Source organism: Caballeronia glebae (assembly GCF_001545035.1).
Taxonomy (GTDB): domain Bacteria; phylum Pseudomonadota; class Gammaproteobacteria; order Burkholderiales; family Burkholderiaceae; genus Caballeronia; species Caballeronia glebae.
Genome location: NZ_FCOJ02000006.1, coordinates 98,099 through 119,514, shown reverse-complemented (window position 1 = coordinate 119,514; position 21,416 = coordinate 98,099). Strand labels below are relative to the sequence as shown.

General features: G+C 62.9%; 18 protein-coding genes. 4 read left to right on the top strand and 14 right to left on the bottom strand.

The features are described from left to right. Nucleotides 1-10: 10 nt before the first annotated feature. From pstA to AWB82_RS06185, 7 genes are all read right to left on the bottom strand, one after another. Nucleotides 11-898 carry a phosphate ABC transporter permease PstA gene (gene pstA, locus AWB82_RS06215; RefSeq protein WP_086966276.1) on the bottom strand — a complete coding sequence of 296 codons (888 nt, stop codon included), beginning with the start codon at nucleotides 896-898 and terminating at the stop codon, nucleotides 11-13. Continuing rightward, entirely contained in the window at nucleotides 898-1,881 is a 984-nt protein-coding gene (pstC, locus tag AWB82_RS06210; RefSeq protein ID WP_086966275.1) for a phosphate ABC transporter permease PstC, read from the bottom strand. Before pstC ends, pstA begins: the two co-directional genes overlap by 1 nt. 145 nt (nucleotides 1,882-2,026) lie before the next feature. Beyond that, nucleotides 2,027-3,058: a phosphate ABC transporter substrate-binding protein PstS gene (gene pstS / locus AWB82_RS06205; protein WP_086966274.1), complete on the bottom strand. Its 1,032-nt coding sequence runs from the start codon at nucleotides 3,056-3,058 to the stop codon at nucleotides 2,027-2,029. A 230-nt stretch (nucleotides 3,059-3,288) separates the two neighbouring features. Continuing rightward, a complete protein-coding gene (gene glmM / locus AWB82_RS06200) occupies nucleotides 3,289-4,650 on the bottom strand; it encodes a phosphoglucosamine mutase (RefSeq protein WP_086966273.1) in 1,362 nt (453 codons plus the stop codon). Nucleotides 4,651-4,763: 113 nt separating this feature from the next. Beyond that, on the bottom strand, nucleotides 4,764-5,564 hold the full coding sequence (gene folP / locus AWB82_RS06195; protein WP_143756680.1) for a dihydropteroate synthase: 801 nt from the start codon (nucleotides 5,562-5,564) through the stop codon (nucleotides 4,764-4,766). A 260-nt stretch (nucleotides 5,565-5,824) separates the two neighbouring features. Further along, nucleotides 5,825-7,711 (bottom strand): ATP-dependent zinc metalloprotease FtsH, encoded by a 1,887-nt coding sequence (gene ftsH / locus AWB82_RS06190; RefSeq protein ID WP_086966271.1) that lies wholly within the window; start codon nucleotides 7,709-7,711, stop codon nucleotides 5,825-5,827. A gap of 185 nt (nucleotides 7,712-7,896) precedes the next feature. After that, nucleotides 7,897-8,559, bottom strand: a complete 663-nt coding sequence (locus AWB82_RS06185; protein WP_086966270.1) for an RlmE family RNA methyltransferase — start codon at nucleotides 8,557-8,559, stop codon at nucleotides 7,897-7,899. 285 nt (nucleotides 8,560-8,844) lie between these two features. Here AWB82_RS06185 and AWB82_RS06180 point away from each other — a divergent pair, with 285 nt between their 5' ends. Beyond that, nucleotides 8,845-9,393, top strand: a complete 549-nt coding sequence (locus AWB82_RS06180) for a YhbY family RNA-binding protein (protein ID WP_086966269.1) — start codon at nucleotides 8,845-8,847, stop codon at nucleotides 9,391-9,393. Nucleotides 9,394-9,454: 61 nt separating this feature from the next. Here the strand turns inward: AWB82_RS06180 and AWB82_RS06175 are convergent, their stop codons facing one another. From AWB82_RS06175 to gloB, 7 genes are all read right to left on the bottom strand, one after another. Next, nucleotides 9,455-9,970: a DUF4149 domain-containing protein gene (locus tag AWB82_RS06175; protein WP_086966268.1), complete on the bottom strand. Its 516-nt coding sequence runs from the start codon at nucleotides 9,968-9,970 to the stop codon at nucleotides 9,455-9,457. Next, a complete protein-coding gene (greA, locus tag AWB82_RS06170) occupies nucleotides 9,970-10,446 on the bottom strand; it encodes a transcription elongation factor GreA (RefSeq protein ID WP_086966267.1) in 477 nt (158 codons plus the stop codon). Before greA ends, AWB82_RS06175 begins: the two co-directional genes overlap by 1 nt. A 114-nt stretch (nucleotides 10,447-10,560) precedes the next feature. Further along, on the bottom strand, nucleotides 10,561-13,815 hold the full coding sequence (gene carB / locus AWB82_RS06165; RefSeq protein ID WP_086966266.1) for a carbamoyl-phosphate synthase large subunit: 3,255 nt from the start codon (nucleotides 13,813-13,815) through the stop codon (nucleotides 10,561-10,563). A 36-nt stretch (nucleotides 13,816-13,851) separates the two neighbouring features. Continuing rightward, the gene (gene carA, locus AWB82_RS06160; RefSeq protein ID WP_086966265.1) at nucleotides 13,852-14,994 is read right to left on the bottom strand and encodes a glutamine-hydrolyzing carbamoyl-phosphate synthase small subunit; all 1,143 of its coding nucleotides are present in this window, start codon (nucleotides 14,992-14,994) and stop codon (nucleotides 13,852-13,854) included. Between the two features lie 338 nt (nucleotides 14,995-15,332). Further along, nucleotides 15,333-16,577, bottom strand: a complete 1,245-nt coding sequence (locus tag AWB82_RS06155) for an MFS transporter (protein WP_086966264.1) — start codon at nucleotides 16,575-16,577, stop codon at nucleotides 15,333-15,335. A 113-nt stretch (nucleotides 16,578-16,690) separates the two neighbouring features. Next, nucleotides 16,691-18,346, bottom strand: coding sequence for a transglycosylase SLT domain-containing protein (locus tag AWB82_RS06150; protein ID WP_086966263.1), 1,656 nt, complete (start codon nucleotides 18,344-18,346; stop codon nucleotides 16,691-16,693). Between the two features lie 159 nt (nucleotides 18,347-18,505). Beyond that, nucleotides 18,506-19,348 (bottom strand): hydroxyacylglutathione hydrolase, encoded by an 843-nt coding sequence (gene gloB / locus AWB82_RS06145; protein WP_086966262.1) that lies wholly within the window; start codon nucleotides 19,346-19,348, stop codon nucleotides 18,506-18,508. Nucleotides 19,349-19,366: 18 nt separating this feature from the next. Here gloB and AWB82_RS06140 point away from each other — a divergent pair, with 18 nt between their 5' ends. Genes AWB82_RS06140 through dnaQ form a run of 3 tightly spaced genes read left to right on the top strand, consistent with a single transcriptional unit; the run spans nucleotide 19,367 to nucleotide 21,416 of the window. Next, nucleotides 19,367-20,200 (top strand): class I SAM-dependent methyltransferase, encoded by an 834-nt coding sequence (locus tag AWB82_RS06140; RefSeq protein WP_086966261.1) that lies wholly within the window; start codon nucleotides 19,367-19,369, stop codon nucleotides 20,198-20,200. Continuing rightward, nucleotides 20,200-20,661, top strand: coding sequence for a ribonuclease HI (rnhA, locus tag AWB82_RS06135; protein ID WP_086966260.1), 462 nt, complete (start codon nucleotides 20,200-20,202; stop codon nucleotides 20,659-20,661). Before AWB82_RS06140 ends, rnhA begins: the two co-directional genes overlap by 1 nt. A gap of 17 nt (nucleotides 20,662-20,678) precedes the next feature. Then, nucleotides 20,679-21,416 (top strand): DNA polymerase III subunit epsilon, encoded by a 738-nt coding sequence (gene dnaQ, locus AWB82_RS06130; protein WP_086966259.1) that lies wholly within the window; start codon nucleotides 20,679-20,681, stop codon nucleotides 21,414-21,416.

The window sequence follows — 21,416 nt, the reverse complement described above, 5'->3', positions numbered from 1 at the left end:
CACTCCACCCTTATTTCTTCGAGAAGATCACGCGCGCCAGGATATTCAGACCCAGCACGCCGAGCGTAATCAGGAACACACCCGCCCACGCGAGCGATTGCCATTGCGGGAACGGACTCATCGCGAACTTGTAGATCGTCACCGGCAGATTGGCCACCGGCTGATTCATGTCCCAAGAGAAAAACTGATTCGACAGCGCCGTGAAAAGCAGCGGCGCGGTTTCGCCGGCGATGCGCGCGATCGCCAGCAACACGCCCGTCACGATCCCGCCGACCGACGCCTTCAGCGTGATCGACATCACCATCTTCCACTTGGGCGTGCCAAGTGCGAACGCCGCTTCACGCAACGCGTTCGGCACGAGCTTCAGCATGTTTTCGGTCGTACGAATCACGATCGGAATCTGCAGCAAGGCCAGCGCGATCACGCCGGCCCAGCCCGAGAAGCGGTTCATCTTCGCGACGACGATCGCATACACGAACAGACCGACGACGATCGAAGGCGCCGACAACAGAATGTCGTTGATAAAGCGCGTGACGCTCGCGAGCCAGCGCTTCTGGCCATATTCAGCGAGATAGACGCCCGCGAGAATGCCGAGCGGCGTGCCCACGCACGTCGCGAGCACGACGAGCATCAGCGAGCCGACGATCGCGTTGGCGAGACCGCCGCCATCGGTGTTCGGCGGCGGCGTCGACTGCGTGAACAGCTCTACCGACAAACCGCCGATGCCGAGCTTGAGCGTCGTGAAGAGAATCCACACGAGCCAGAGCAGGCCGAAGGCCATCGCGACGAGCGAGAGCGTCAGCGCGAGTGCATTCGTGCCGCGGCGGCGGCGCTGCAACTTCCGGCGCGTGGCTTCGACGCGATCCGCATCCTGGTTGAACGTAGCGGGACGGCTCATTATTTGCGGCCCTCCCCGCGTTCCATGCGCAGAAGCATCAGCTTCGAGAACGCGAGCACGAAGAACGTGATCACGAAGAGAATCAGACCGAGTTCCATCAACGCCGACGTATGCAGGCCCGGACTCGCTTCCGCGAATTCGTTCGCGAGCGCCGAGGTGATGCTGTTGCCGGGCGAGAAGAGCGACACGTTGTCGAGCAGGTTCGTGTTGCCGATGACGAACGTGACCGCCATCGTCTCGCCGAGCGCGCGTCCGAGGCCGAGCATTACGCCGCCGATCACACCGGCGCGCGTGTAGGGCAGCACGATCTTCCACATCACTTCCCACGTCGTGCAGCCGATACCGTATGCCGATTCCTTCAGCAGCACGGGTGTGACTTCGAACACGTCGCGCATCACCGAGGCGATGTACGGGATGATCATGATCGCGAGAATGACGCCGGCGCACAGGATGCCGATGCCGATCGGCGCGCCCCGGAAGAACATGCCGATAAAGGGCGCGTCGCCGAGCAGATGGCCGAGCGGCTTCTCGAAGTATTGCGCGAAGATCGGCGCGAACACGAGCAGGCCCCACATGCCGTACACGATCGACGGGATCGCCGCGAGCAGTTCGATCGCGACGCCGAGCGGCCTGCGCAGCCAAGCGGGCGAGAGTTCGGTCAGAAACAGCGCGATGCCGAAGCTCACCGGCACGGCGATGATGAGCGCGATGAGCGACGTCGCGATGGTGCCGTAGATGGGCACGAGCGCGCCGAACATGTCGCTGGGCGGGTCCCATTCCGAACGCCAGAGGAACGAGAGGCCGAATTTCTGGATGGTCGGCATCGACGCGACGAGCAGCGAAACGATGATGCCGCCAAGCAGGAGCAGCGTGACGATGGCCGCAAGCCGCGTCACGCCGCCGAAAATGATGTCGCCGATGCGGCTCGGCGCGCGCTGCGTATGCGCTGCCGGCACGGCCGACGATAAGTTGATGTCCGACATGGGAGCCTTGGTTTCGCTATGTGTCAGACCGCGCGCCCGACCCTTCGGCCCGCCGCGCGGTTTTCCTCATTGCTGACTGTCCGGGCTTTAAAGAGCTTAAGACAGTTTCAAACTACGTGTACTGCGCTTACTCTGTTTACTCCGCTTACTCCGCGACCGACTTGCCCGATGCGTCCTTGACCTTCGCCTTCCATTGCGTCTTGATTTCCGCGACGACCGAATCCGGCAGCGAGATGTAATCGAGATCGTTCGCAGCCTGGCCGCCGTTCTTGAACGCCCAGTCGAAGAACTTCAGCGTTTCCGTGCCTTGCGCCGGCTTGTCTTGCGTCGCGTGCAGCAGCACGAAGGTCGCGCCGACGATCGGCCATGCGTTCTTGCCCGGCTCGTCCGTCAGGATCTGATAGAACGACTTCGACCAGTCCGCGCCGGCGGCCGCTGCCTTGAACGTGTCGGTCTTCGGCTCGACGACCGTGCCAGCCGAGTTCTTCAGGCCGACGTAGGTCATCTTGTTCTGCTTCGCGTACGCCCACTCCACGTAACCGATCGCGCCCGGCAGACGCTGCACGAATGCCGCGACGCCGTCGTTGCCCTTGCCGCCCGTGCCCGTCGGCCAGTTGACCGTCGAACCTTCGCCGACCTTCGACTTCCAGTCGGCGTTGACCTTCGACAGATAGTTCGTCCAGATGAAGCTGGTGCCCGAGCCGTCGGCGCGGCGCACGACCGCGATGTCCGTATCCGGCAGCTTGACCTTCGGGTTCAACGCGGCGATCGCCGGGTCGTTCCACTTCTTGATCTTGCCGAGGTAGATGTCGCCGAGCACCTGGCCCGACAGCGTCACTTCGCCGGCCTTCACACCCGGCACGTTGATCACCGGCACCACGCCGCCCACCACGGTCGGAAACTGGAACAGGCCGTTCTTCGCGAGTTCGTCGTCTTTCAGTGGAGCGTCCGAGCCTGCGAAATCCACCGTCTTCGCGATGATTTGCTTGACACCGCCCGACGAGCCGATGCCCTGGTAGTTCACCTTGCCGCCTCCCGTCTTCTGGTAGACGTCCGCCCACTTGGTGTAGATCGGAGCTGCGAAGGTGGAACCCGCGCCGGTGATGTCGGCTGCTTGAGCGGAGATGGCGAACACTGCACCAATCAGGCCGGTCAGCGCGGTTTGCATCAATTTCATTCTTGATCTCCAGTAGTGAGCGTGTGTCGTTTGAGCGTTCGAGCGTGTGAGACGACACCGCGAAATATAGGAGGAGTCTGTGACAGTAATATGACTTATCGTGAAGCCAGCATGTCATTGTGCTTACGTGCTGAAAGTTTGATCACACCCGATTTGGAAAGACTGCGTTGCAAATAAAAAAGCGGGCCGAAGCCCGCTTTTAGCGAAACGCGAACAACTGCAGTAAATGCCTACGAAGTTGCTTCTTTCACGACCTGCGCAATCGTTTCCGCGTACCGAACTGCGTCCTGTTGCGCCGACGCTTCCACCATCACGCGCAGGACCGGTTCGGTTCCCGACGCGCGAATCAAGACCCGGCCGTGCGATTGGAGGGAATGCTCGGCTTGCTCCACCGCGCGGCGAATTTCGGCGCTGCCTTTCCAGTCCGCGCCCGCGCTCATGCGCACGTTGATCAGCTTCTGCGGAAACAGGCTGACGCCGCGAAGCAGGTCGGCGAGCGACTTGCCGCTGCGCTGAATCGCCGCGAGCACGAGGAGCGCCGAGACGATGCCGTCGCCGGTCGAATGACGATCCAGCGACAGGATGTGGCCCGAGCCTTCCGCGCCCAGCATCCAGCCGTTCTCGCGCAGCTTTTCGAGCACGTAGCGGTCGCCGACCGCGGCGCGCACGAACTGCACGCCCGCCTCCTTCAGCGCCACTTCGACGGCCATGTTGGTCATCAGCGTGCCGACGGCGCCTTCCACCTTGCCGTCGGTCGCGATGCGGTCTTTGACCAGGACGTAAAGCAGTTCGTCGCCGTTATAGAGGCGCCCGGACGAATCGACGATCTGCAGACGGTCCGCGTCACCATCGAGCGCGATGCCGATGTCGGCCTTGTGCTCCAGCACGGCGCGCACGAGCGCGTCCGGTGCCGTCGCGCCGACGCCGTCGTTGATGTTGAAGCCGTTCGGCGATACGCCGATCGACACGACTTCCGCGCCGAGCTCGTGGAAAACGTGCGGCGCGACGTCGTACGCGGCGCCGTGCGCGCAATCGACGACGAGCTTCAGCCCGCGCAGGTCGAAGTTCGCGGGGAACGTGCTCTTGCAGAATTCGATGTAGCGCCCGCCCGCGTCGTCGAGGCGACGCGCCTTACCGAGGCGTTCGGAAGGCGCGCATTCCATCGGCTGCTCAAGCTGCCGCTCGATTTCGAACTCGACTTCGTCGGGCAGCTTGTTGCCGTCGGCGGAGAAAAACTTGATGCCGTTGTCGTTGTACGGATTGTGCGACGCGCTGATCACAACGCCCGCCGACAGCCGCAGCGCGCGCGTGAGATACGCGACGCCCGGCGTCGGCATCGGGCCGGCCAGCATCACGTCGACGCCCGCCGCCGAGAAGCCGGATTCCAGCGCGGCTTCGAGCATGTAGCCCGACACGCGCGTGTCCTTGCCGATCAGCACGGTCGGACGATTGCCCTTTTTCTGCTGGGCGCGGTCGGCGCCCGCGAGCACCTTCCCGGCCGCGTAGCCGAGCTTGAGTACGAAGTCCGGCGTGATCGGTGCGACGCCTACGCGCCCACGGATGCCATCCGTTCCAAAATATTGACGTGCCATTGTTGCTTGACCCTCCTCGCGACCGTGCGGCGCATCGTATCGGTCCGCGATTTTAGTTAATGAGTTCTATCGGCGCGCGCCTGCGCCCAAATTCCTGATGAATGAGGCCAGTGTCAATAATGCACATTCCGGGCGGCATCCTTTGTGGCCTGCCAGACTTTCAGCGCATCGACGGTCTCCGCGACGTCGTGAACGCGGATGATCGCCGCGCCCCGCTCCGCCGCGCAAACCGCCGCGGCGACGCTCGCCGCGAGCCGTTCGCCCGCGCCGCGTCCGGTGACGGCGCCAAGCATCGATTTCCGCGACATACCCGCGAGCAACGGAAAATGCGTCCCGGCGGGTAATGTGGCCGTGAGATGCGCGAGCAACGAATAATTATGCTCGACCGTCTTTCCAAAGCCGTAGCCCGGATCGAGACTGATACGTTTCGCCGCAATCCCGGCATGCGCCAGCGCGGCGACGCGCTCCGCGAAGAAAGCGCGCACTTCGGTGACGACGTCTTCGTACACCGGCTCGTGGAGTTGCATCGTGCGCGGCTCGCCGAGCATGTGCATCACACATAGTCCGCAGTCGCTGTCCTTTACGGCGTCGAGCGCACCTTCCCGTCGCAGGCCCCAGATGTCATTGATCATGTCCGCGCCGGCGTCGAGCGCGGCGCGCATCACGGCCGGCTTGTAGGTATCGACGGAAAGCGGCACTTGAACGGCGCGCAATGCCGCGACGATCGGCACGACGCGTTCGAGTTCCTCGTCGAGCGGCACGGGCGGCGCACCCGGACGCGTGGATTCGCCGCCGATATCGATCATGTCGGCGCCATCGGCGAGCATCTGCTCAGCGCGGGCGAGCGCGGCGCCGCGCGAGATGAAGCGGCCGCCGTCGGAGAACGAATCCGGCGTGACGTTAAGAATGCCCATGACGAGCGGGCGTTCGAAAGTCAGCGTAAAGCGTCCGCACTGGAGCGGCGCGGCTGAAAGCAGGGATGAGGTCGGTGTGCTCAAGCGAGTCGAACGAAACAGGGAACGGAAACGAGATCGACGCCAGATTCGGTCGGGATCGGACTCGATGCGGCATCGGACGATATAGGTGCGACGTCCGGCGGCCTGTTAAAACGAGGCCATAAAGCGAAATGGGCCGGCGTGCGATGCACACCGGCCCATGCATTAAGTCACGAGGCTCAGGCCGTTGCCGGCGCGTTCCCCGGCTTCACCTCGTTGCCGCTGTTGCCACCCGACGGCGTGTCGCCGGACGGAGGCGGCAGGTTCTTCGGCGGACGCGGCGGGCGATCCGCCATGATGTCGCTGATCTGATCTGCGTCGATGGTTTCCCATTCGAGCAGCGCCCTGGTCATCGCTTCGACCTTGTCGCGGTTGTCTTCCAGCAGCTTGCGGGCGAGCGCGTATTGCTCGTCGAGAATGCGGCGGATTTCCGCATCGACCTTCTGCTGCGTGGCTTCGGACACCGACTTCGCGCCCATCTTGCCGAACATGCCGTTTTCTTCGGTATCGACGTAGACCATCGTGCCGAGTACGTCCGACATGCCGTAACGCGTCACCATGTCGCGCGCCATCTTCGTCGCGCGTTCGAAGTCGTTCGAAGCGCCCGTCGACATCGAATTCAGGAACACTTCTTCCGCTGCCCGGCCGCCGAACAGGATCGCGATTTCCTCAAGCATCTTGTTGCGATAGAGATTCACACGGTCATGCTCCGGCAACTGCCACGTGATACCCAATGCCCAGCCGCGCGGCATGATCGAGACCTTGTGGACCGGATCGGCGTGCGGCAGAAGCTTCGCCACCACCGCGTGGCCCGACTCGTGGTACGCCGTATTGCGACGTTCTTCTTCGCGCATGACAGCCGACTTGCGCTCCGGACCCATGAAAATCTTGTCTTTCGCGTCTTCGAAATCCTGCATCTCGACAATTCGCTTGCCGCGACGCGCGGCGAACAGCGCCGCTTCGTTCACGAGGTTGGCGAGGTCGGCGCCCGAGAAACCCGGCGTGCCGCGTGCGATGACCGATGCATCCACATCGTTCGAAATCGGCACCTTGCGCAGATGCACCTTCATGATGTGCTCGCGGCCGCGGATATCCGGCAGGCCGACGTAGACCTGACGGTCGAAACGGCCCGGACGGAGCAGCGCTTTGTCGAGCACGTCCGAACGGTTCGTCGCCGCGATCACGATGACACCGGAATTAGCCTCGAAGCCGTCCATTTCGACGAGCATCTGGTTAAGCGTCTGCTCGCGCTCGTCGTTGCCGCCGCCCATGCCCGCGCCGCGATGACGACCGACCGCGTCGATTTCGTCGATGAATACGATGCAAGGCGCATGCTTCTTCGCCTGCTCGAACATGTCGCGCACGCGCGCCGCACCGACACCGACGAACATTTCGACGAAGTCCGAACCCGAAATGCTGAAGAACGGCACTTTCGCTTCACCTGCGATGGCGCGCGCCAGCAGCGTCTTACCCGTACCCGGAGGCCCGACCAGCAGCACCCCGCGTGGTATGCGTCCGCCCAGTTTCTGGAACTTCTGCGGATCGCGCAGGAAGTCCACCAGCTCGGACACTTCTTCCTTGGCTTCGTCGCAACCGGCGACGTCGGTGAAATTGATTGCGTTGTTGTTCTCGTCGATCAGCCGCGCTCGCGACTTGCCGAACGAAAACGCCCCGCCTTTCCCGCCGCCCTGCATCTGCCTCATCATGTAGAACCAGAAGCCGATGATGAGAATCGTAGGCCCGAGGTAGTACAGCGCCGAGACGAGCGCGTTCGGTTCATCGTCAGCCTTGCCGCTGACCTGAACGCCGTATTTCATGAGATCGCCAACCATCCAGATGTCGCCGGGCGACACGATCTGGTATTTCTGGCCATCTGCCGGTGTAACCGTGAGATTGCGGCCCTGAACGGTGACGGTCTTGACTTTGCCGCTCTTCGCGTCGTCCATGAACTGCGAATAGGACACACCTTCCTGGACGCGAGGCTTGTCAAACTGCTTGAACACCGTGAACAGCACCAGTGCGATCACGAGCCACACTGCCGCCTTAGAGAACATATTGTTGTTCAAAGCACCACTCCTCACTCATAGACGGGCGCCTACATAAACCTTGCGACGCCACCAAAGCATTCTAATCCAGACCGCTAACCCCTGCCATAAGGTTTATCTACCGCACAAACAGCGACAGACAGGCCTTTTTCGGCATAATCCGTGAAAATATCGCAGATAAACGCCTAATCGCTCGAACGCGCTGCTCAGTTCGGATGCTTGAGCCGCCGCCCGAGAATAAAAGTCTCCGACGATTTGTCGCGAGAAGCTTTTGGTTTGCGCGGCGCAACCACTTTGAACTGTTGCTTGAACTTCTCGACGATCTGACTATATCCGCTGCCATGAAAACATTTGACAAGCAGCGCACCCTCCGGTTTCAGATGGTTCTGCGCGAACTCTAGCGCCAAATCGCACAAATGCTCGATACGCGCGGCATCCGCAGTCGCTACGCCTGAAAGGTTGGGGGCCATGTCGGAAATTACAAGATCCACCTGACGCTCGCCGAGGATTTCACCGAGCTGCGCGAGCACCTCGTCCTCGCGGAAGTCGCCCTGGATGAACGTGACGTCCGCAATGGGTTCCATCGGCAGAAGATCCAGCGCGATGATCGTGCCGTCGATACCGCCCTGACGCTCGGCGTCGCGCTTGCCGCTCTGGGCGAGCTTGTTGCGCGCGTACTGGCTCCAGCTGCCGGGCGTCGAGCCGAGGTCCACGATGACCTGCCCCGGCTTGATGAGCTTGTCCTGCTCGTCGATCTCCTTCAACTTGTATGCGGCGCGCGCGCGGTAGCCCTCGCGCTGTGCCAGCTTCACGTAAGGATCGTTGATGTGGTCGTGCAACCACGAATGATTAAAACGGTTCTTTGCCATTCAACCTGAGCTCATGTGGCGCGCTGACAGCACGCCGGGTGCGTATTTTGCTGCATCGCGCGGGGCTTTTAGCGGATAATACGCGTCTTGTCGGCCGGACCGGTCCTCGGCGCGCTCGCGCCCCGAAATCCCGGGCATCCGGCCTGTTCTGTTTCTGGTGGGCGGTGGCGCGATCGATGCGCCAAAGATCTGGCACGAAGCCATGCGCTTTCGGTTTAGCGTGTTCAAACCGCCCCGCGAGCGTATCTCACGCCGCCCACATTTTAGTCGAGTCCCAAATTTCACATGCCAGCTCTTAAACTCTCCCCCGCCGAGCGCTCGGAACTGCGCTCCCAGGCCCATGCGCTCAAGCCCGTCGTGCTCGTCGGCGCGGAGGGTCTGACCGATGCCGTGCTGAAAGAAATCAACGTGCACCTCGAAGCGCACCAGCTCATCAAGGTCCGCGTGTTCGGCGACGAACGCGAAGCGCGCGTCGAAATTTACGACGAAATCTGCGATCGCCTGAACGCCGCGCCCATTCAGCATATCGGCAAGCTGCTAGTGATCTGGCGCCCCGAGGGTGCCGCCCCGAAAAGCCGCGCCACCCGCTCCACCCGCACGCGCAGCACCATGCCGCCGAGCGCGGGCGAAGTCGCCGAGGACCGTTCGTCGAAAGGCCGCGCGCCGCGCGTCGTCAAGGCAGTGAAAATCACGCGTGATGGGCCCGCCTTCAAGAAGCCCAAGAAGCAGACGCTGAAGGTGCTGGGCAACGAACGTGTGACCGCGGGCGGCAACGTGAAGCGTGCGAAGAAACGTCAGGCCGGCTCGAAGCGCCAGCATCAGGCCACGAAGTGATTGAACGGCGCGTGCGTTTCCAATGAATGGAACGCACGCGCCGCGCCGTGTAAAACGCGCGTCAGCTTCGTGCTCGTTTCGCCGCCACCTTGGCGGATTTTCCCTTCGGCACGATCTTGACCGGCGCCGCACCGGGCAAACGCCACACCAGCGCAATGCCGAACAGGCATTCGATCAGATAGATCGCGCTCGATATGCCGTGCAGAATGCCGAACTCCCTCGCATACGGCGAGCTCGCGAGATCGGTGCCTGCTTCCTGCGCGGCCATGCGCAACGAGTTCATGAACGGCTGAAGCGCGAAGTAACCGATCAGCACGCACACGAACATTACCGCGACGATCCACCGCACGCGTTTATAGTCGACGATGCCGCTTTTCACGAAGCGATTGCCGATGATGATCAGCACCAGCGCGCTGATCACGCCGATGATCGCCTCGATGCGAAAGAGCTGCGCCGCCACCGAGCCCGCCGACGTGCGGTCGAGCATCGAAAAGAGAACGGGCGCGGCGACGAGGCCGAGAGTCAGCAGGCTGCCGACCCAGACCATGCTGATGGTGCGAAAAAGCCGGTGTTCCATCAGACGTAGCGAACCGCAATGATCTCGTACTCGCGCGCGCCGCTCGGCGCCTGCACCGAGGCCACGTCGCCTTCCGACTTCGCGATCAGTGCGCGCGCGATCGGCGAGCTCACGGAGATGAGGCCGTGATCGATGTCGGCCTCGTCATCGCCGACGATCTGGTAGGTCACCATGTTGCCCGATTCGAGGTCTTCCAGTTCCACGGTCGCGCCGAAGACAATGCGCCCTTCCGCTTCGACCTGCGTCGGGTCGATCACTTGCGCGGCGGCCAGCTTCGACTCGATGTCCAGGATGCGGCCCTCGATGAAACCCTGTTTCTCTTTCGCGGCATCGTACTCTGCGTTTTCCGACAGGTCGCCTTGCGCGCGCGCCTCCGAGATCGCAGTAATGACCGCCGGACGCTCCACGGCCTTCAGGCGTTGCAATTCGTCGCGCAGCAACTCCGCGCCGCGCTTCGTCAAAGGAATCGTGCTCATAAACCACTCACAAACAATTTCGTCAAAAAAATTACCGCGGTTAAGCGCATCTCCCGTTGGGCGAGAGACGCCGCTTAACCGCGGCTCGTGATGCTTAGACTGGTAATCGAAGCCTTAGTTTAGGCGAGCATGCAAGCCTTGTAAATCATAGACTTCCAAATCACGCAGATAGCGCAAACCCTCGACCGCCGCGCGCGCGCCCGACATGGTCGTGTAATACGTGACCTTGTTGGCCTGCGCGCTCATGCGAATCGAGCGCGAATCGGCGATGGCGGCGCGCGTTTCGTCCACAGTCGTGAAGACCAGCGCAATCTCGCCGTTCTTGATCATGTCGACGATGTGCGGACGGCCGTCTTTCACCTTGTTGACGGTCTTCACCGGCACGCCCGCCGCCGCAATGGCCGCCGCCGTGCCCTTGGTCGCGACGATCGGATAGCCGAGTTCGTGCAGCATCTGCGCGACTTCGACGGCCTTCGGCTTGTCGGCGTCCATCACGGTCAGAAGCACCGTGCCCGATTCCGGCAGGCGCGAGCCCGCCGCCAGTTGCGACTTGAAGAGCGCTTCGCCGAAGGTGCGGCCAACGCCCATCACTTCGCCGGTCGAACGCATTTCGGGTCCGAGCACCGGATCGACCGCCGGGAACTTCACGAACGGGAACACGGCTTCCTTCACGCTGAAGTACGGCGGAGTCACTTCCTTCGTGACGCCTTGTTGCTTCAGCTTCTGACCGACCATCGCGCGCGCGGCGATCTTCGCGAGCGGCAAACCCGTCGCCTTCGACACATACGGCACCGTGCGCGATGCACGCGGGTTCACTTCCAGCACGTAGATGACGTCCTTCTTCGAGCCATCGTCCTGCGGAACCTGCTGGATGGCGAACTGCACGTTCATCAGACCGATGACGTTCAGCGCCTTTGCCATTGCGCCGGTTTGGCGCTTGAGCTCATCGACGGTTTCCTTCGACAGCGAATACGGCGGCAGCGAGCATGCCGAGTCGCCCGAATGCACGCCGGCCTGTTCGATGTGCTCCATCACGCCGCCGATGAACACGTCGTCGCCATCCGAAATGCAGTCGACGTCGCATTCGATCGCGTCGTTCAGGAAGCGGTCGAGCAGCACCGGCGAATCGTTCGACACCTTCACCGCCTCGCGCATGTAGCGTTCGAGATCGCGCGGCTCGTGGACGATTTCCATCGCCCGGCCGCCGAGCACATACGACGGACGCACGACCAGCGGATAACCGATTTCGTCTGCCAGCTTCAGCGCTTCGTCTTCCGCGCGCGCGGTGCGATTCGGCGGCTGGCGCAGATCGAGTTCCTTGAGCAGCTTCTGGAAGCGCTCGCGGTCTTCGGCGGCGTCGATCATGTCCGGCGACGTGCCGATGATCGGCACACCGTTAGCTTCGAGATCGAGCGCGAGCTTGAGCGGCGTCTGGCCGCCGTACTGCACGATCACGCCGACGGGCTTCTCCAGATCGACGATTTCGAGCACGTCTTCGAGCGTCAGCGACTCGAAGTACAAACGGTCGGACGTGTCGTAGTCGGTGGAAACCGTCTCCGGATTGCAGTTGACCATGATGGTTTCATAGCCGTCTTCGCGCATTGCGAGCGCGGCGTGCACGCAGCAATAGTCGAACTCGATGCCCTGCCCGATCCGGTTCGGGCCGCCGCCCAGCACCATGATCTTCTTCTTGTCCGTCGGATTCGCTTCGCACTCGTCCTCGTAGGTCGAGTACATGTAGGCGGTGTTGGTCGCGAATTCGGCCGCGCACGTGTCGACGCGCTTGTAGACCGGACGCACCTTCAGTTCATGACGCTTCTTGCGCACGTCGGTTTGCGTCGAACCGGTGAGCTTCGCGAGACGCCGATCCGAGAAGCCGCTCTTCTTCAGATACAGCAGTTCGTCCTTCGTGAGGCTCGCGAGCGTGCGGTCTTTGAGCGCCTTTTCCTTCAGGATGATCTGTTCGATCTGCGCGAGGAACCACGGATCGATCGACGTCTCTTCGAAGATCTCTTCCATCGTGAGGCCGAGGCGGAACGCATCGCCGAGATACCAGATGCGGTCCGGGCCCGGCTCGCCAATCTCGCGGATGACTTCGTCGCGGCTCGTGGTCTTTTCATCGAGACCGTCGACGCCGACTTCCAGACCGCGCAGCGCCTTCTGGAACGATTCCTGGAACGTGCGGCCCATCGCCATGACTTCGCCGACGGACTTCATCTGCGTCGTCAGGCGCGAATCGGCTTCGCGGAATTTCTCGAACGCGAAGCGCGGCACCTTCGTCACGACGTAATCGATCGTCGGTTCGAACGATGCCGGCGTTTGTCCGCCGGTGATTTCGTTCTTGAGTTCGTCGAGCGTGTAGCCGCACGCGAGCTTCGCGGCGACCTTCGCGATCGGGAAGCCCGTCGCCTTCGAGGCCAGCGCCGACGAACGCGACACGCGCGGATTCATTTCGATGACGACCATGCGGCCGTCGTCCGGGTTGATCGCGAACTGGACGTTCGAACCGCCCGTATCGACGCCGATCTCGCGCAGCACGGCGAGCGACGCGTTACGGAGCACTTGATACTCTTTGTCGGTGAGCGTCTGCGCCGGCGCGACCGTGATGGAGTCGCCCGTGTGCACGCCCATCGGGTCGAGGTTTTCGATCGAGCAGACGATGATGCAGTTGTCCATTTTGTCGCGGACGACTTCCATCTCGTACTCTTTCCAGCCGAGCAGCGATTCTTCGATCAGCAGTTCGCGCGTGGGCGAGAGATCGAGACCGCGACGGCAGATTTCCTCGAACTCTTCCTTGTTGTACGCGATGCCGCCGCCCGAACCGCCCAGCGTGAACGACGGACGAATCACGGTCGGATAACCGCCGCTGCCGGTCGCTTCCGCGATCTGCTGCTGCACGACGAGCGCTTCTTCCATCGAATGCGCGATGCCCGACTTGGCCGATCCGAGGCCGATCTTCGTCATCGCGTCCTTGAACTTCTGGCGGTCTTCCGCCTTGTCGATCGCTTCCGGCGACGCGCCGATCAGCTCGACCTTGTACTTCTCCAGCACGCCGTGGTGGAACAGGTCGAGCGCGCAGTTGAGCGCGGTCTGTCCGCCCATGGTCGGCAGGATCGCGTCCGGGCGCTCCTTCGCGATGATGCGCTCGACCACTTCCCACGAAATCGGCTCGATATACGTGACGTCGGCCGTGTTCGGGTCGGTCATGATCGTCGCCGGATTGCTGTTGACGAGGATGACCTTGTAGCCTTCCTCGCGCAGCGCCTTACATGCTTGCGCGCCCGAATAATCGAACTCGCACGCCTGGCCGATGATGATCGGGCCCGCGCCGATAATGAGGATGCTCTTGATGTCTGTGCGCTTCGGCATAACTGCTCTCGATGTCTGTGTTCTGTGATCTGTTCTTCAGGCGGCGACCTTCTGCGCTTGCATCAGCTTGATGAAGCGGTCGAACAGATACGCGATGTCGTGCGGGCCGGGCGACGCTTCGGGGTGTCCCTGGAAGCAGAACGCGGGCTTGTCGGTGAGCGCGAAACCTTGCAGCGTGCCGTCGAAGAGCGAGACGTGCGTGACCTTCGCGTTGGCGGGCAGCGTCGACGCATCGACCGCGAAGCCGTGGTTCTGCGACGTGATCACCACGCGGCCATCGTCCATGTCCTTCACCGGATGGTTCGCGCCGTGGTGGCCGGTCTTCATCTTCATCGTCTTCGCGCCGACGGCGAGGCCCATGATCTGATGGCCGAGGCAAATGCCGAAGGTCGGAATGCCGCGCTCGATGAATTCGCGCGTCGCGGCGATAGCGTAGTCGCACGGTTCCGGATCGCCGGGGCCGTTCGACAGGAAGATGCCGTCCGGACTGAGCGCGAGCGCGTCAGCGGCAGTCGCTTGCGCCGGCAGCACGGTCACGTGGCAACCGCGCTCGGCCAGCATGCGCAGGATGTTGAACTTGACGCCGTAGTCGAACGCGACGACGCGGAATTTCGGCGCTTCCTGGCGGCCGTAGCCGCTGCCGAGACGCCATTCGGTCTGCGTCCATTCGTAGCTCTTTTCGGTCGACACGACCTTCGCGAGGTCCATGCCCGCGAGACCCGGAAACGAGCGCGCGAGGCCGAGCGCCTTCGCTTCGTCGTCGCTGCCGCCGAGAACGCAGCCGTTCTGCGCGCCCTTCTCGCGCAGGATACGCGTGAGCTTGCGCGTGTCGATGCCCGCGATCGCGACGACGCCTTGCGCCTTCAGATAATCGGAAAGGCTTTGCTCCGAACGGAAGTTGGATGCGAGCACCGGCAGGTCGCGAATGATGAGGCCGGCGGCATGGACTTTGGTGGCTTCGACGTCTTCGGCGTTCACGCCGTAGTTGCCGATGTGCGGATAGGTCAGCGTGACGATCTGGCGGGCGTAGCTCGGATCGGTCAGGATTTCCTGATAACCCGTGATAGCGGTGTTGAACACCACTTCGCCGATCGTCGAACCGGGCGCGCCGATCGATTGACCACGAAAGACCGTGCCGTCGGCAAGTGCGAGTAGTGCGGGGGAAAATGACGGCAACACGGGAAGCTCCTTGGGGAACACCCTGTTACCGACCTGTCTGTCCGAAATTCAGGCTTGGCTTCCCGTCGCTCGAAGAACGAGGGGTTTCCTTCGCGCAGTGTGGCGGCGGCTCGCGAGGCGCGCGTCGCGGCTCGGATCAGCTCGCTTGCTCGTGGCAAACGTGGTGACGAAGCAGGCGATCGGCGGCATGCGGCGCACGCTGGCTGGCGCAGCGAACGACGGTGTGTGGGAGGTAGGCGCTAGGGTGCGGGTTGATATGCTCAAACCTGCGAATTATAGCGTTAAATTGACACATCCGCCAAATTTGGGAACGGTCCGCTTGCCTTGCACCACCCCGTTTACGGGGCCGCACTCCCTGCTTCCGAGCCGCGTTCGTGCAGCGCGCGGCCCGGCAACATGTACCAGATCGCGCTTGCGACTTGCAGCGCGACCAGCACCGCCCAGACCGCGATGTGCGCCGATGCCGGATAGCGCCCCGCTTGCTCCGGCCATAGCGACAGCATCGCGCCGACGCCGACCTGGAAGCCGAAGATCAGCAGGAAAATGACGAGCGTGAGCGTCGTATTCACGCGCCCGGCCATGTGCGACGGGAAATATTTCGCCGCGACCGCGTAACTCAGAATGCCCGTGCCGCCGAAAACGCCGTATGCGATGATCAGCGCCGCGGGCGGCAGCGGCACGCGCAGCATCATCAGCAATTGTGTGACGACGAACAGCACCATGCCGGCGCCGCAAAACGCGTACACCGACACGCCGCGCCGCTCCAGACTGCGCGCCGCCGCGCCGAAGCCGATGGAGCCGAACATCATCGCGAAGCCGAGCACCGAGACGATCGCGGACGAATGCGCGGGCGTGAGGTTCATCACGTCGATGAGATAGGGGCTGATCCATAGCGACTGCATCGCGTAGAACACGCCCTGCGTGACAACCGGAAACGACGCGATCTTCCAGAACGCGGCGCTCTTCATGATGTGCCACGTGCCCTTGAACTGCGTGACGATGTCCGCCTGATGATGCGTATCCGGCTTGCTCGGCGCGAACAGCGCAATCGCCCCCGCCACGGCGAGCGTGAAGACGACAAGCCCGAAAGACACCTGGCGCCACGTCGCGAATTGCAGCAACGACGAAAGCGGCGACCCGACGACGACGCCGCCCAATCCACCGACGGCCATCGTGAAGCCATTGATGAGCGGCAGCCGCGATATCGGAAATTGCTGCGCCGAAGCCTTGAACGCCGCGGCCAGACACACCGACACGCCAACGCCGATGAGCAAGCGCCCCGCCATCAGGCCGGCCAAACCATGCGATGCGCCGAACACGCCGATGCCCGCCGCCGCGAACACGAGCATGCCGGCCGTCACGCGCGCTGGCCCAAAGTGATCGAGCAGCACGCCGACGGGAATCTGCGCCGCCGCAAAGCCGATGAAATACAGCGCCGTCAGCAGGCCGAGATCGGCGCCGGACAGGCCGAGTTCGTGCGTGATGAGCGGCGCGAAGCCGAGATTGACGCCGCGGAACACGTACGAGACGAAGTAGCCGGCGGCGAACAGGGAAAAAACACGGAGACGAACGGTGGACGACATGCGAAACGGACGCTTAATTTATTCTTCTGGATCGACAGTTTAGCGGCGTCGCCAAAAAAATACGCCGCCACCTTGGTGACGGCGCGGGTTATCGCTCGGGCAAACCGCCAATGTTATTTCTTCTTGCTGCTCTTGGACGCGGCGGCCGGCTTCGTAGTCTTGGCCGAGGCGGCGGGCTTTGCCGCGTTCGATGCCGTCGAAGCCGACACTTTCGTCACCTTCCCCGACGAATGGGCGGTCGTCTTGCCGCCGCGTGAGGACTTCGGCTCGGGCGCGCGCGTGCCGATCCTGGACACGCCGCCCGATGAACGGCTCGACGCCGCCACCGTCTCCACACGCACGGGGCCGGGCTCGGCCGGCACCGAACGGCCGTACGGCACATGCAGCACGACCACCTGCCCCGGCATAAACATCTCGCCGTGCGTGCGATTCCACGCGCGCAACTGCGCCGGCGATACGTTGTAGCGGTCGGCCAGCGTGCCGATCGACTGCTTGCGGCGCACGCGGATTACGAGCTTGCGCGTGTCGGGCACGTCGCGCTCGATCGCGAGCATCGCGTTCGCCGCGACATCGGCGCTGATGTCCTCGTCGTCGTCGTCCGTGCGCGGTACGACGATCGTCGAGCCCGGCTTCAGGCGCATGCCCGCCGGAATACGGTTGACGGACATCAGCGTGTCCGCGTCCACGCCGATTTTGTCGGCGATCGCCGCCGGACGCGCGCGCTCGGTGACGGTGTACGTGGTCCACGACGACAGCGCGCCCGAATACGACGAAAGATTGCGCTGGAAGGAAGTGGCGTTGTCGAAGGGCAGCAGGATCTGCGGATTGGTCGCGCCGAGAATCACGGGCTTCGCGAACGACGGATTCAGCGAGCGGAATTCCTCCACGCTCATGCCGGCGAGCTTCGCAGCCATGGTCACGTCGATGTCGCGCGCGGTCGTGACCGTCACGAAATACGGGTGATTCGGGATGTCGGGCAGCGCGAGACCGTACATCTGCGGATTGCTCACGATGTTCTTCACGGCCTGCAGCTTCGGCACGTAGTTGCGCGTCTCGTTGGGCATGCGCAGGCTTTCGTAGTCGGTCGGCAAGCCCGCCGCCTCGTTGCGCGCGATCGCGCGCTGCACGTTGCCCTCGCCCCAGTTGTACGCGGCGAGCGCGAGATGCCAGTCGCCGAACATGTCATGCAGACGCGAAAGGTAATCGAGCGCGGCGGACGTCGACGCGAGCACGTCGCGGCGCTCGTCCTGCCACATGTTCTGCTTCAGCTTGTAGTCGCGGCCCGTGCCCGGCATGAACTGCCACATGCCCGCGGCCTTCGCGACCGACAGCGCCTGCGGGCTGTAAGCCGATTCGATGAACGGCAGGAGCGCGAGCTCGGTCGGCATGTGCCGCTGCTCCAGCTCCTCGACGATGTGATACAGGTACTTCTGCGAGCGCGTGGTCATGCGCTCGACATAGTCGGGGCGCTGCGCGTACCAGTTCACCTGCATGTCGACGAGATCGCTTTGCAGATCGGGAATCTGGAAGCCGCCGCGTATGCGGTTCCAGAGATCGGACGAACCGGCGAGCGAGGTCACGGGCGTCTTGTCGACGTCGATGGTTTCCTTGGCGGCTGCAGTACGGCGAATCGTGTCGGCGACTTTTTGCTGCTGTTGCTGCGAAGCGGCGGATGAAGCCGACGCTGAAATAAGATCTGACGCTGTGGGTCCCTGGCTCGCGCACGCGGCGAGCATCAGGACGGACAGCGCGCTAAGGATTAGTCGCATGGAACGTCTGATTCCAAAAGATATGCTTGGAAATTTGGAGCCGATAGTACGGAACAGCACTTAAGACGTCAATGGGAATGCGCGTAAAACCCCTGCAAAATCCTGTATCTAACGTCGATTCCAACGTTTCGGTTGAAGTTGGCCCCACATATTTCTGAGTTAGCGGAACTTATCCTTCCAGCCGCGCATCATCCGAAACGCTTCGAGCCGGTCCGAAACCGGCGCGCCGAATTGCGACGCGAGTGTCGCGTGAATGGCCGGCACGTCCGCGCGCAGGAACGGATTCACCGCTTTTTCGTGACCAATGGTCGTCGGCAAAGTCGGCTTACCGGCGGCGCGCAACGCCTTCGCGTCCTCGCTCCAGCGCAGCAGCGCGGCATTGTCAGGCTCGCACGCGCGCGCGAATTTGATGTTCGAGAGCGTGTACTCATGCGCGCAGTGAACCTGGGTGTTTTCCGGCAGCGCGGCGAGTGCGTCGAGCGAACCGAGCATTTGCTGCGGCGTGCCTTCGAAGAGACGCCCGCAGCCGCTCGCGAACAGAGTGTCGCCGCAGAAAAGATGCGGCGTCCCGTGCGGGTCGCCCGCCTGGAAATACGCGATGTGCCCGGCTGTATGACCCGGCACGTCGATCACGGAAAACTCCAGCGCCGGCCGCGCGATGCGCACCGTGTCGCCACCCGCGACGCGCTGGGTCAGATGCTCGATGCGCTCGCCAGCCGGGCCGTAGACGGGAATGCCCCCCGTGGCCGTTCGGCTATCGAGGAGTGCTTTCACGCCGCCGACGTGGTCGTGATGGTGGTGCGTGAGTAAAATAGCGGTCAGCCGCCAACCGCGTTTGGCCAGATAGGCCTCGACGGGCGCGGCGTCGCCGGGGTCGACCACGACCGCATCGCGCGAGTCCGACACGAGCCAGATGTAGTTGTCCTCGAATGCCGGGACCGGCACGTATTCGAGTGCATCCTGAGCAGGCGATTTCTTGGCAAGCGAATTCATGGCGATCATCTATGCGGCAATCCGAACATGTCTGACCGATCGATTATAGACTGGCCCACCTGGACAAGCTCGGCGCCCGGACGCTACGTGCTCGAATGGGAGCAGGCGCAGCTCGATCACGTGGTGTCGGACGTCTTCGGCTATCACGCGCTGCAGCTCGGCATGCCGCAACTCGACGCGCTGCGCGAAAATCGCATGACCGGCCGCGCGCTCGTGCTCGATGCCGAAAGCGCGTCGAGCGCGCCGTACACGCCGCCGCGCGCGACCATGCCCGGCGTGAGCGCGCTGCCCGCCGCGAGCGCGCCCGATGGCCGCAGCACCGTGTGGTGCGATCTGCTCGACCTGCCTTTCGAGGCGCAAAGCGTCGATCTGCTCGTGCTGCCGCACACGCTCGAATTCTCCCCCGACCCGCACCGGCTGCTGCGCGAAGCCGAACGCGTGCTGGTGCCCGAAGGCCAGTTGATCATTCTCGGCTTCAATTCGCTGAGCCTGTGGGGGGCGCGACAATCGCTCGGCAAGGTGGCGGGACGGCCGTTCGTGCCATCGGCTCACGAGATGATCGCGTTCACGCGCATCAAAGACTGGATCAAGCTGCTCGGATTCGATCTTGAACGCGGGCGCTTCGGCTGCTATCGTCCGCCGCTCGTCAACGACAAATGGCTGCAACGCTATCAATTCATGGAAGCCGCCGGCGACCGCTGGTGGCCCATTTTCGGCGCGGCATACATGATCACGGCGGTGAAGCGCGTGCGCGGCATGCGTCTCATCGGTCCGCGCAAGCTGAAGAAACCCGCGCTCGCGCCTGGCCTGGCTCCAGTCGCCGCTCCGCACACGCGCAACGAGACTCGCAACGAGCATTGATGACTCAAGAATCCGCATCGAACAAGGTAATCGACATCTACACGGACGGCGCCTGCAAAGGCAATCCCGGTCCCGGCGGCTGGGGCGCGCTGCTGCGTTTCGGCTCGCAGGAAAAGGAGCTGTTCGGCGGAGAAGCCGCGACCACCAACAACCGCATGGAACTGATGGCCGTGATCGCCGCGCTCGAGGCGTTGAAACGCCCGTGTCGCGCGATCATTCACACCGATTCGCAATATGTGCAGAAAGGCATTAGCGAATGGATTCACGGCTGGAAGAAAAAGAACTGGATGACGGCCGCGAAGACGCCCGTCAAGAACGCCGATCTCTGGAAGCGCCTCGACAGTCTCGTCGCGGGGCATGAGATCGAATGGCGCTGGGTCAAGGGCCACGCCGGCCATCCCGAGAACGAACGCGCCGATGCGCTCGCCAATCGCGGCGTGAGCTCGCTCGCGGACAACTAAACGAATACACGCCAACCATGCGCCAACTGATACTAGACACCGAAACCACCGGTCTGAACGCGAGGACGGGCGACCGGATCATCGAAATCGGCTGCGTCGAGCTGGTCAACCGCCGGCTGACGGGCAACAACCTGCACATCTACGTGAATCCGGAACGCGACAGCGATCCCGGCGCGCTCGCCGTGCACGGCCTCACCACTGAATTCCTGAGCGACAAGCCGAAGTTCGCGGAGATCGCCGCGCAACTGCGCGACTTCATCGCGGACGCGGAGTTGATCATTCATAACGCGCCCTTCGACGTCGGCTTTCTCGACATGGAATTCGCGCAGCTCGGGCTGCCGAAAGTCTCCGAGACCTGCGCCGGCGTGATCGACTCGCTCGCGCAAGCCAAGCAAATGTTCCCCGGCAAGCGCAATTCGCTCGACGCGCTGTGCGACCGCTTCGGCGTCAGCAACGCGCATCGCACGCTGCATGGCGCGCTGCTCGACTCGGAACTGCTCGCGGAGGTCTACCTGTCGATGACGCGCGGCCAGGAAAGCCTCGTCATCGACATGCTCGGCGATCAGCACGCGTCGGGCTCGGATGCCGCTTCGCGTATCGCGTTCGACGATCTCGATCTGCCGGTGATTTCCGCGAGCGCGGACGAGCTCGCCGCGCACGAAGCCGTGCTGAGCGATCTCGATAAGGCAATCAAAGGCACGAGCGTCTGGCGCACGGAACCCGCTCCCGCGGAAGGCGATGCGGTTCCTGCGTAA

Excerpts from the sequence above, each read along its gene's own strand:
- pstA (WP_086966276.1), bottom strand. The coding sequence starts at position 898 with ATGAGCCGTCCCGCTACGTTCAACCAGGATGCGGATCGCGTCGAAGCC.
- pstC (WP_086966275.1), bottom strand. The coding sequence starts at position 1,881 with ATGTCGGACATCAACTTATCGTCGGCCGTGCCGGCAGCGCATACGCAG.
- pstS (WP_086966274.1), bottom strand. The coding sequence starts at position 3,058 with ATGAAATTGATGCAAACCGCGCTGACCGGCCTGATTGGTGCAGTGTTC.
- glmM (WP_086966273.1), bottom strand. The coding sequence starts at position 4,650 with ATGGCACGTCAATATTTTGGAACGGATGGCATCCGTGGGCGCGTAGGC.
- folP (WP_143756680.1), bottom strand. The coding sequence starts at position 5,564 with ATGGGCATTCTTAACGTCACGCCGGATTCGTTCTCCGACGGCGGCCGC.
- AWB82_RS06185 (WP_086966270.1), bottom strand. The coding sequence starts at position 8,559 with ATGGCAAAGAACCGTTTTAATCATTCGTGGTTGCACGACCACATCAAC.
- AWB82_RS06180 (WP_086966269.1), top strand. The coding sequence starts at position 8,845 with ATGCCAGCTCTTAAACTCTCCCCCGCCGAGCGCTCGGAACTGCGCTCC.
- AWB82_RS06175 (WP_086966268.1), bottom strand. The coding sequence starts at position 9,970 with ATGGAACACCGGCTTTTTCGCACCATCAGCATGGTCTGGGTCGGCAGC.
- greA (WP_086966267.1), bottom strand. The coding sequence starts at position 10,446 with ATGAGCACGATTCCTTTGACGAAGCGCGGCGCGGAGTTGCTGCGCGAC.
- carB (WP_086966266.1), bottom strand. The coding sequence starts at position 13,815 with ATGCCGAAGCGCACAGACATCAAGAGCATCCTCATTATCGGCGCGGGC.
- AWB82_RS06155 (WP_086966264.1), bottom strand. The coding sequence starts at position 16,577 with ATGTCGTCCACCGTTCGTCTCCGTGTTTTTTCCCTGTTCGCCGCCGGC.
- AWB82_RS06150 (WP_086966263.1), bottom strand. The coding sequence starts at position 18,346 with ATGCGACTAATCCTTAGCGCGCTGTCCGTCCTGATGCTCGCCGCGTGC.
- gloB (WP_086966262.1), bottom strand. The coding sequence starts at position 19,348 with ATGATCGCCATGAATTCGCTTGCCAAGAAATCGCCTGCTCAGGATGCA.
- AWB82_RS06140 (WP_086966261.1), top strand. The coding sequence starts at position 19,367 with ATGTCTGACCGATCGATTATAGACTGGCCCACCTGGACAAGCTCGGCG.
- rnhA (WP_086966260.1), top strand. The coding sequence starts at position 20,200 with ATGACTCAAGAATCCGCATCGAACAAGGTAATCGACATCTACACGGAC.
- dnaQ (WP_086966259.1), top strand. The coding sequence starts at position 20,679 with ATGCGCCAACTGATACTAGACACCGAAACCACCGGTCTGAACGCGAGG.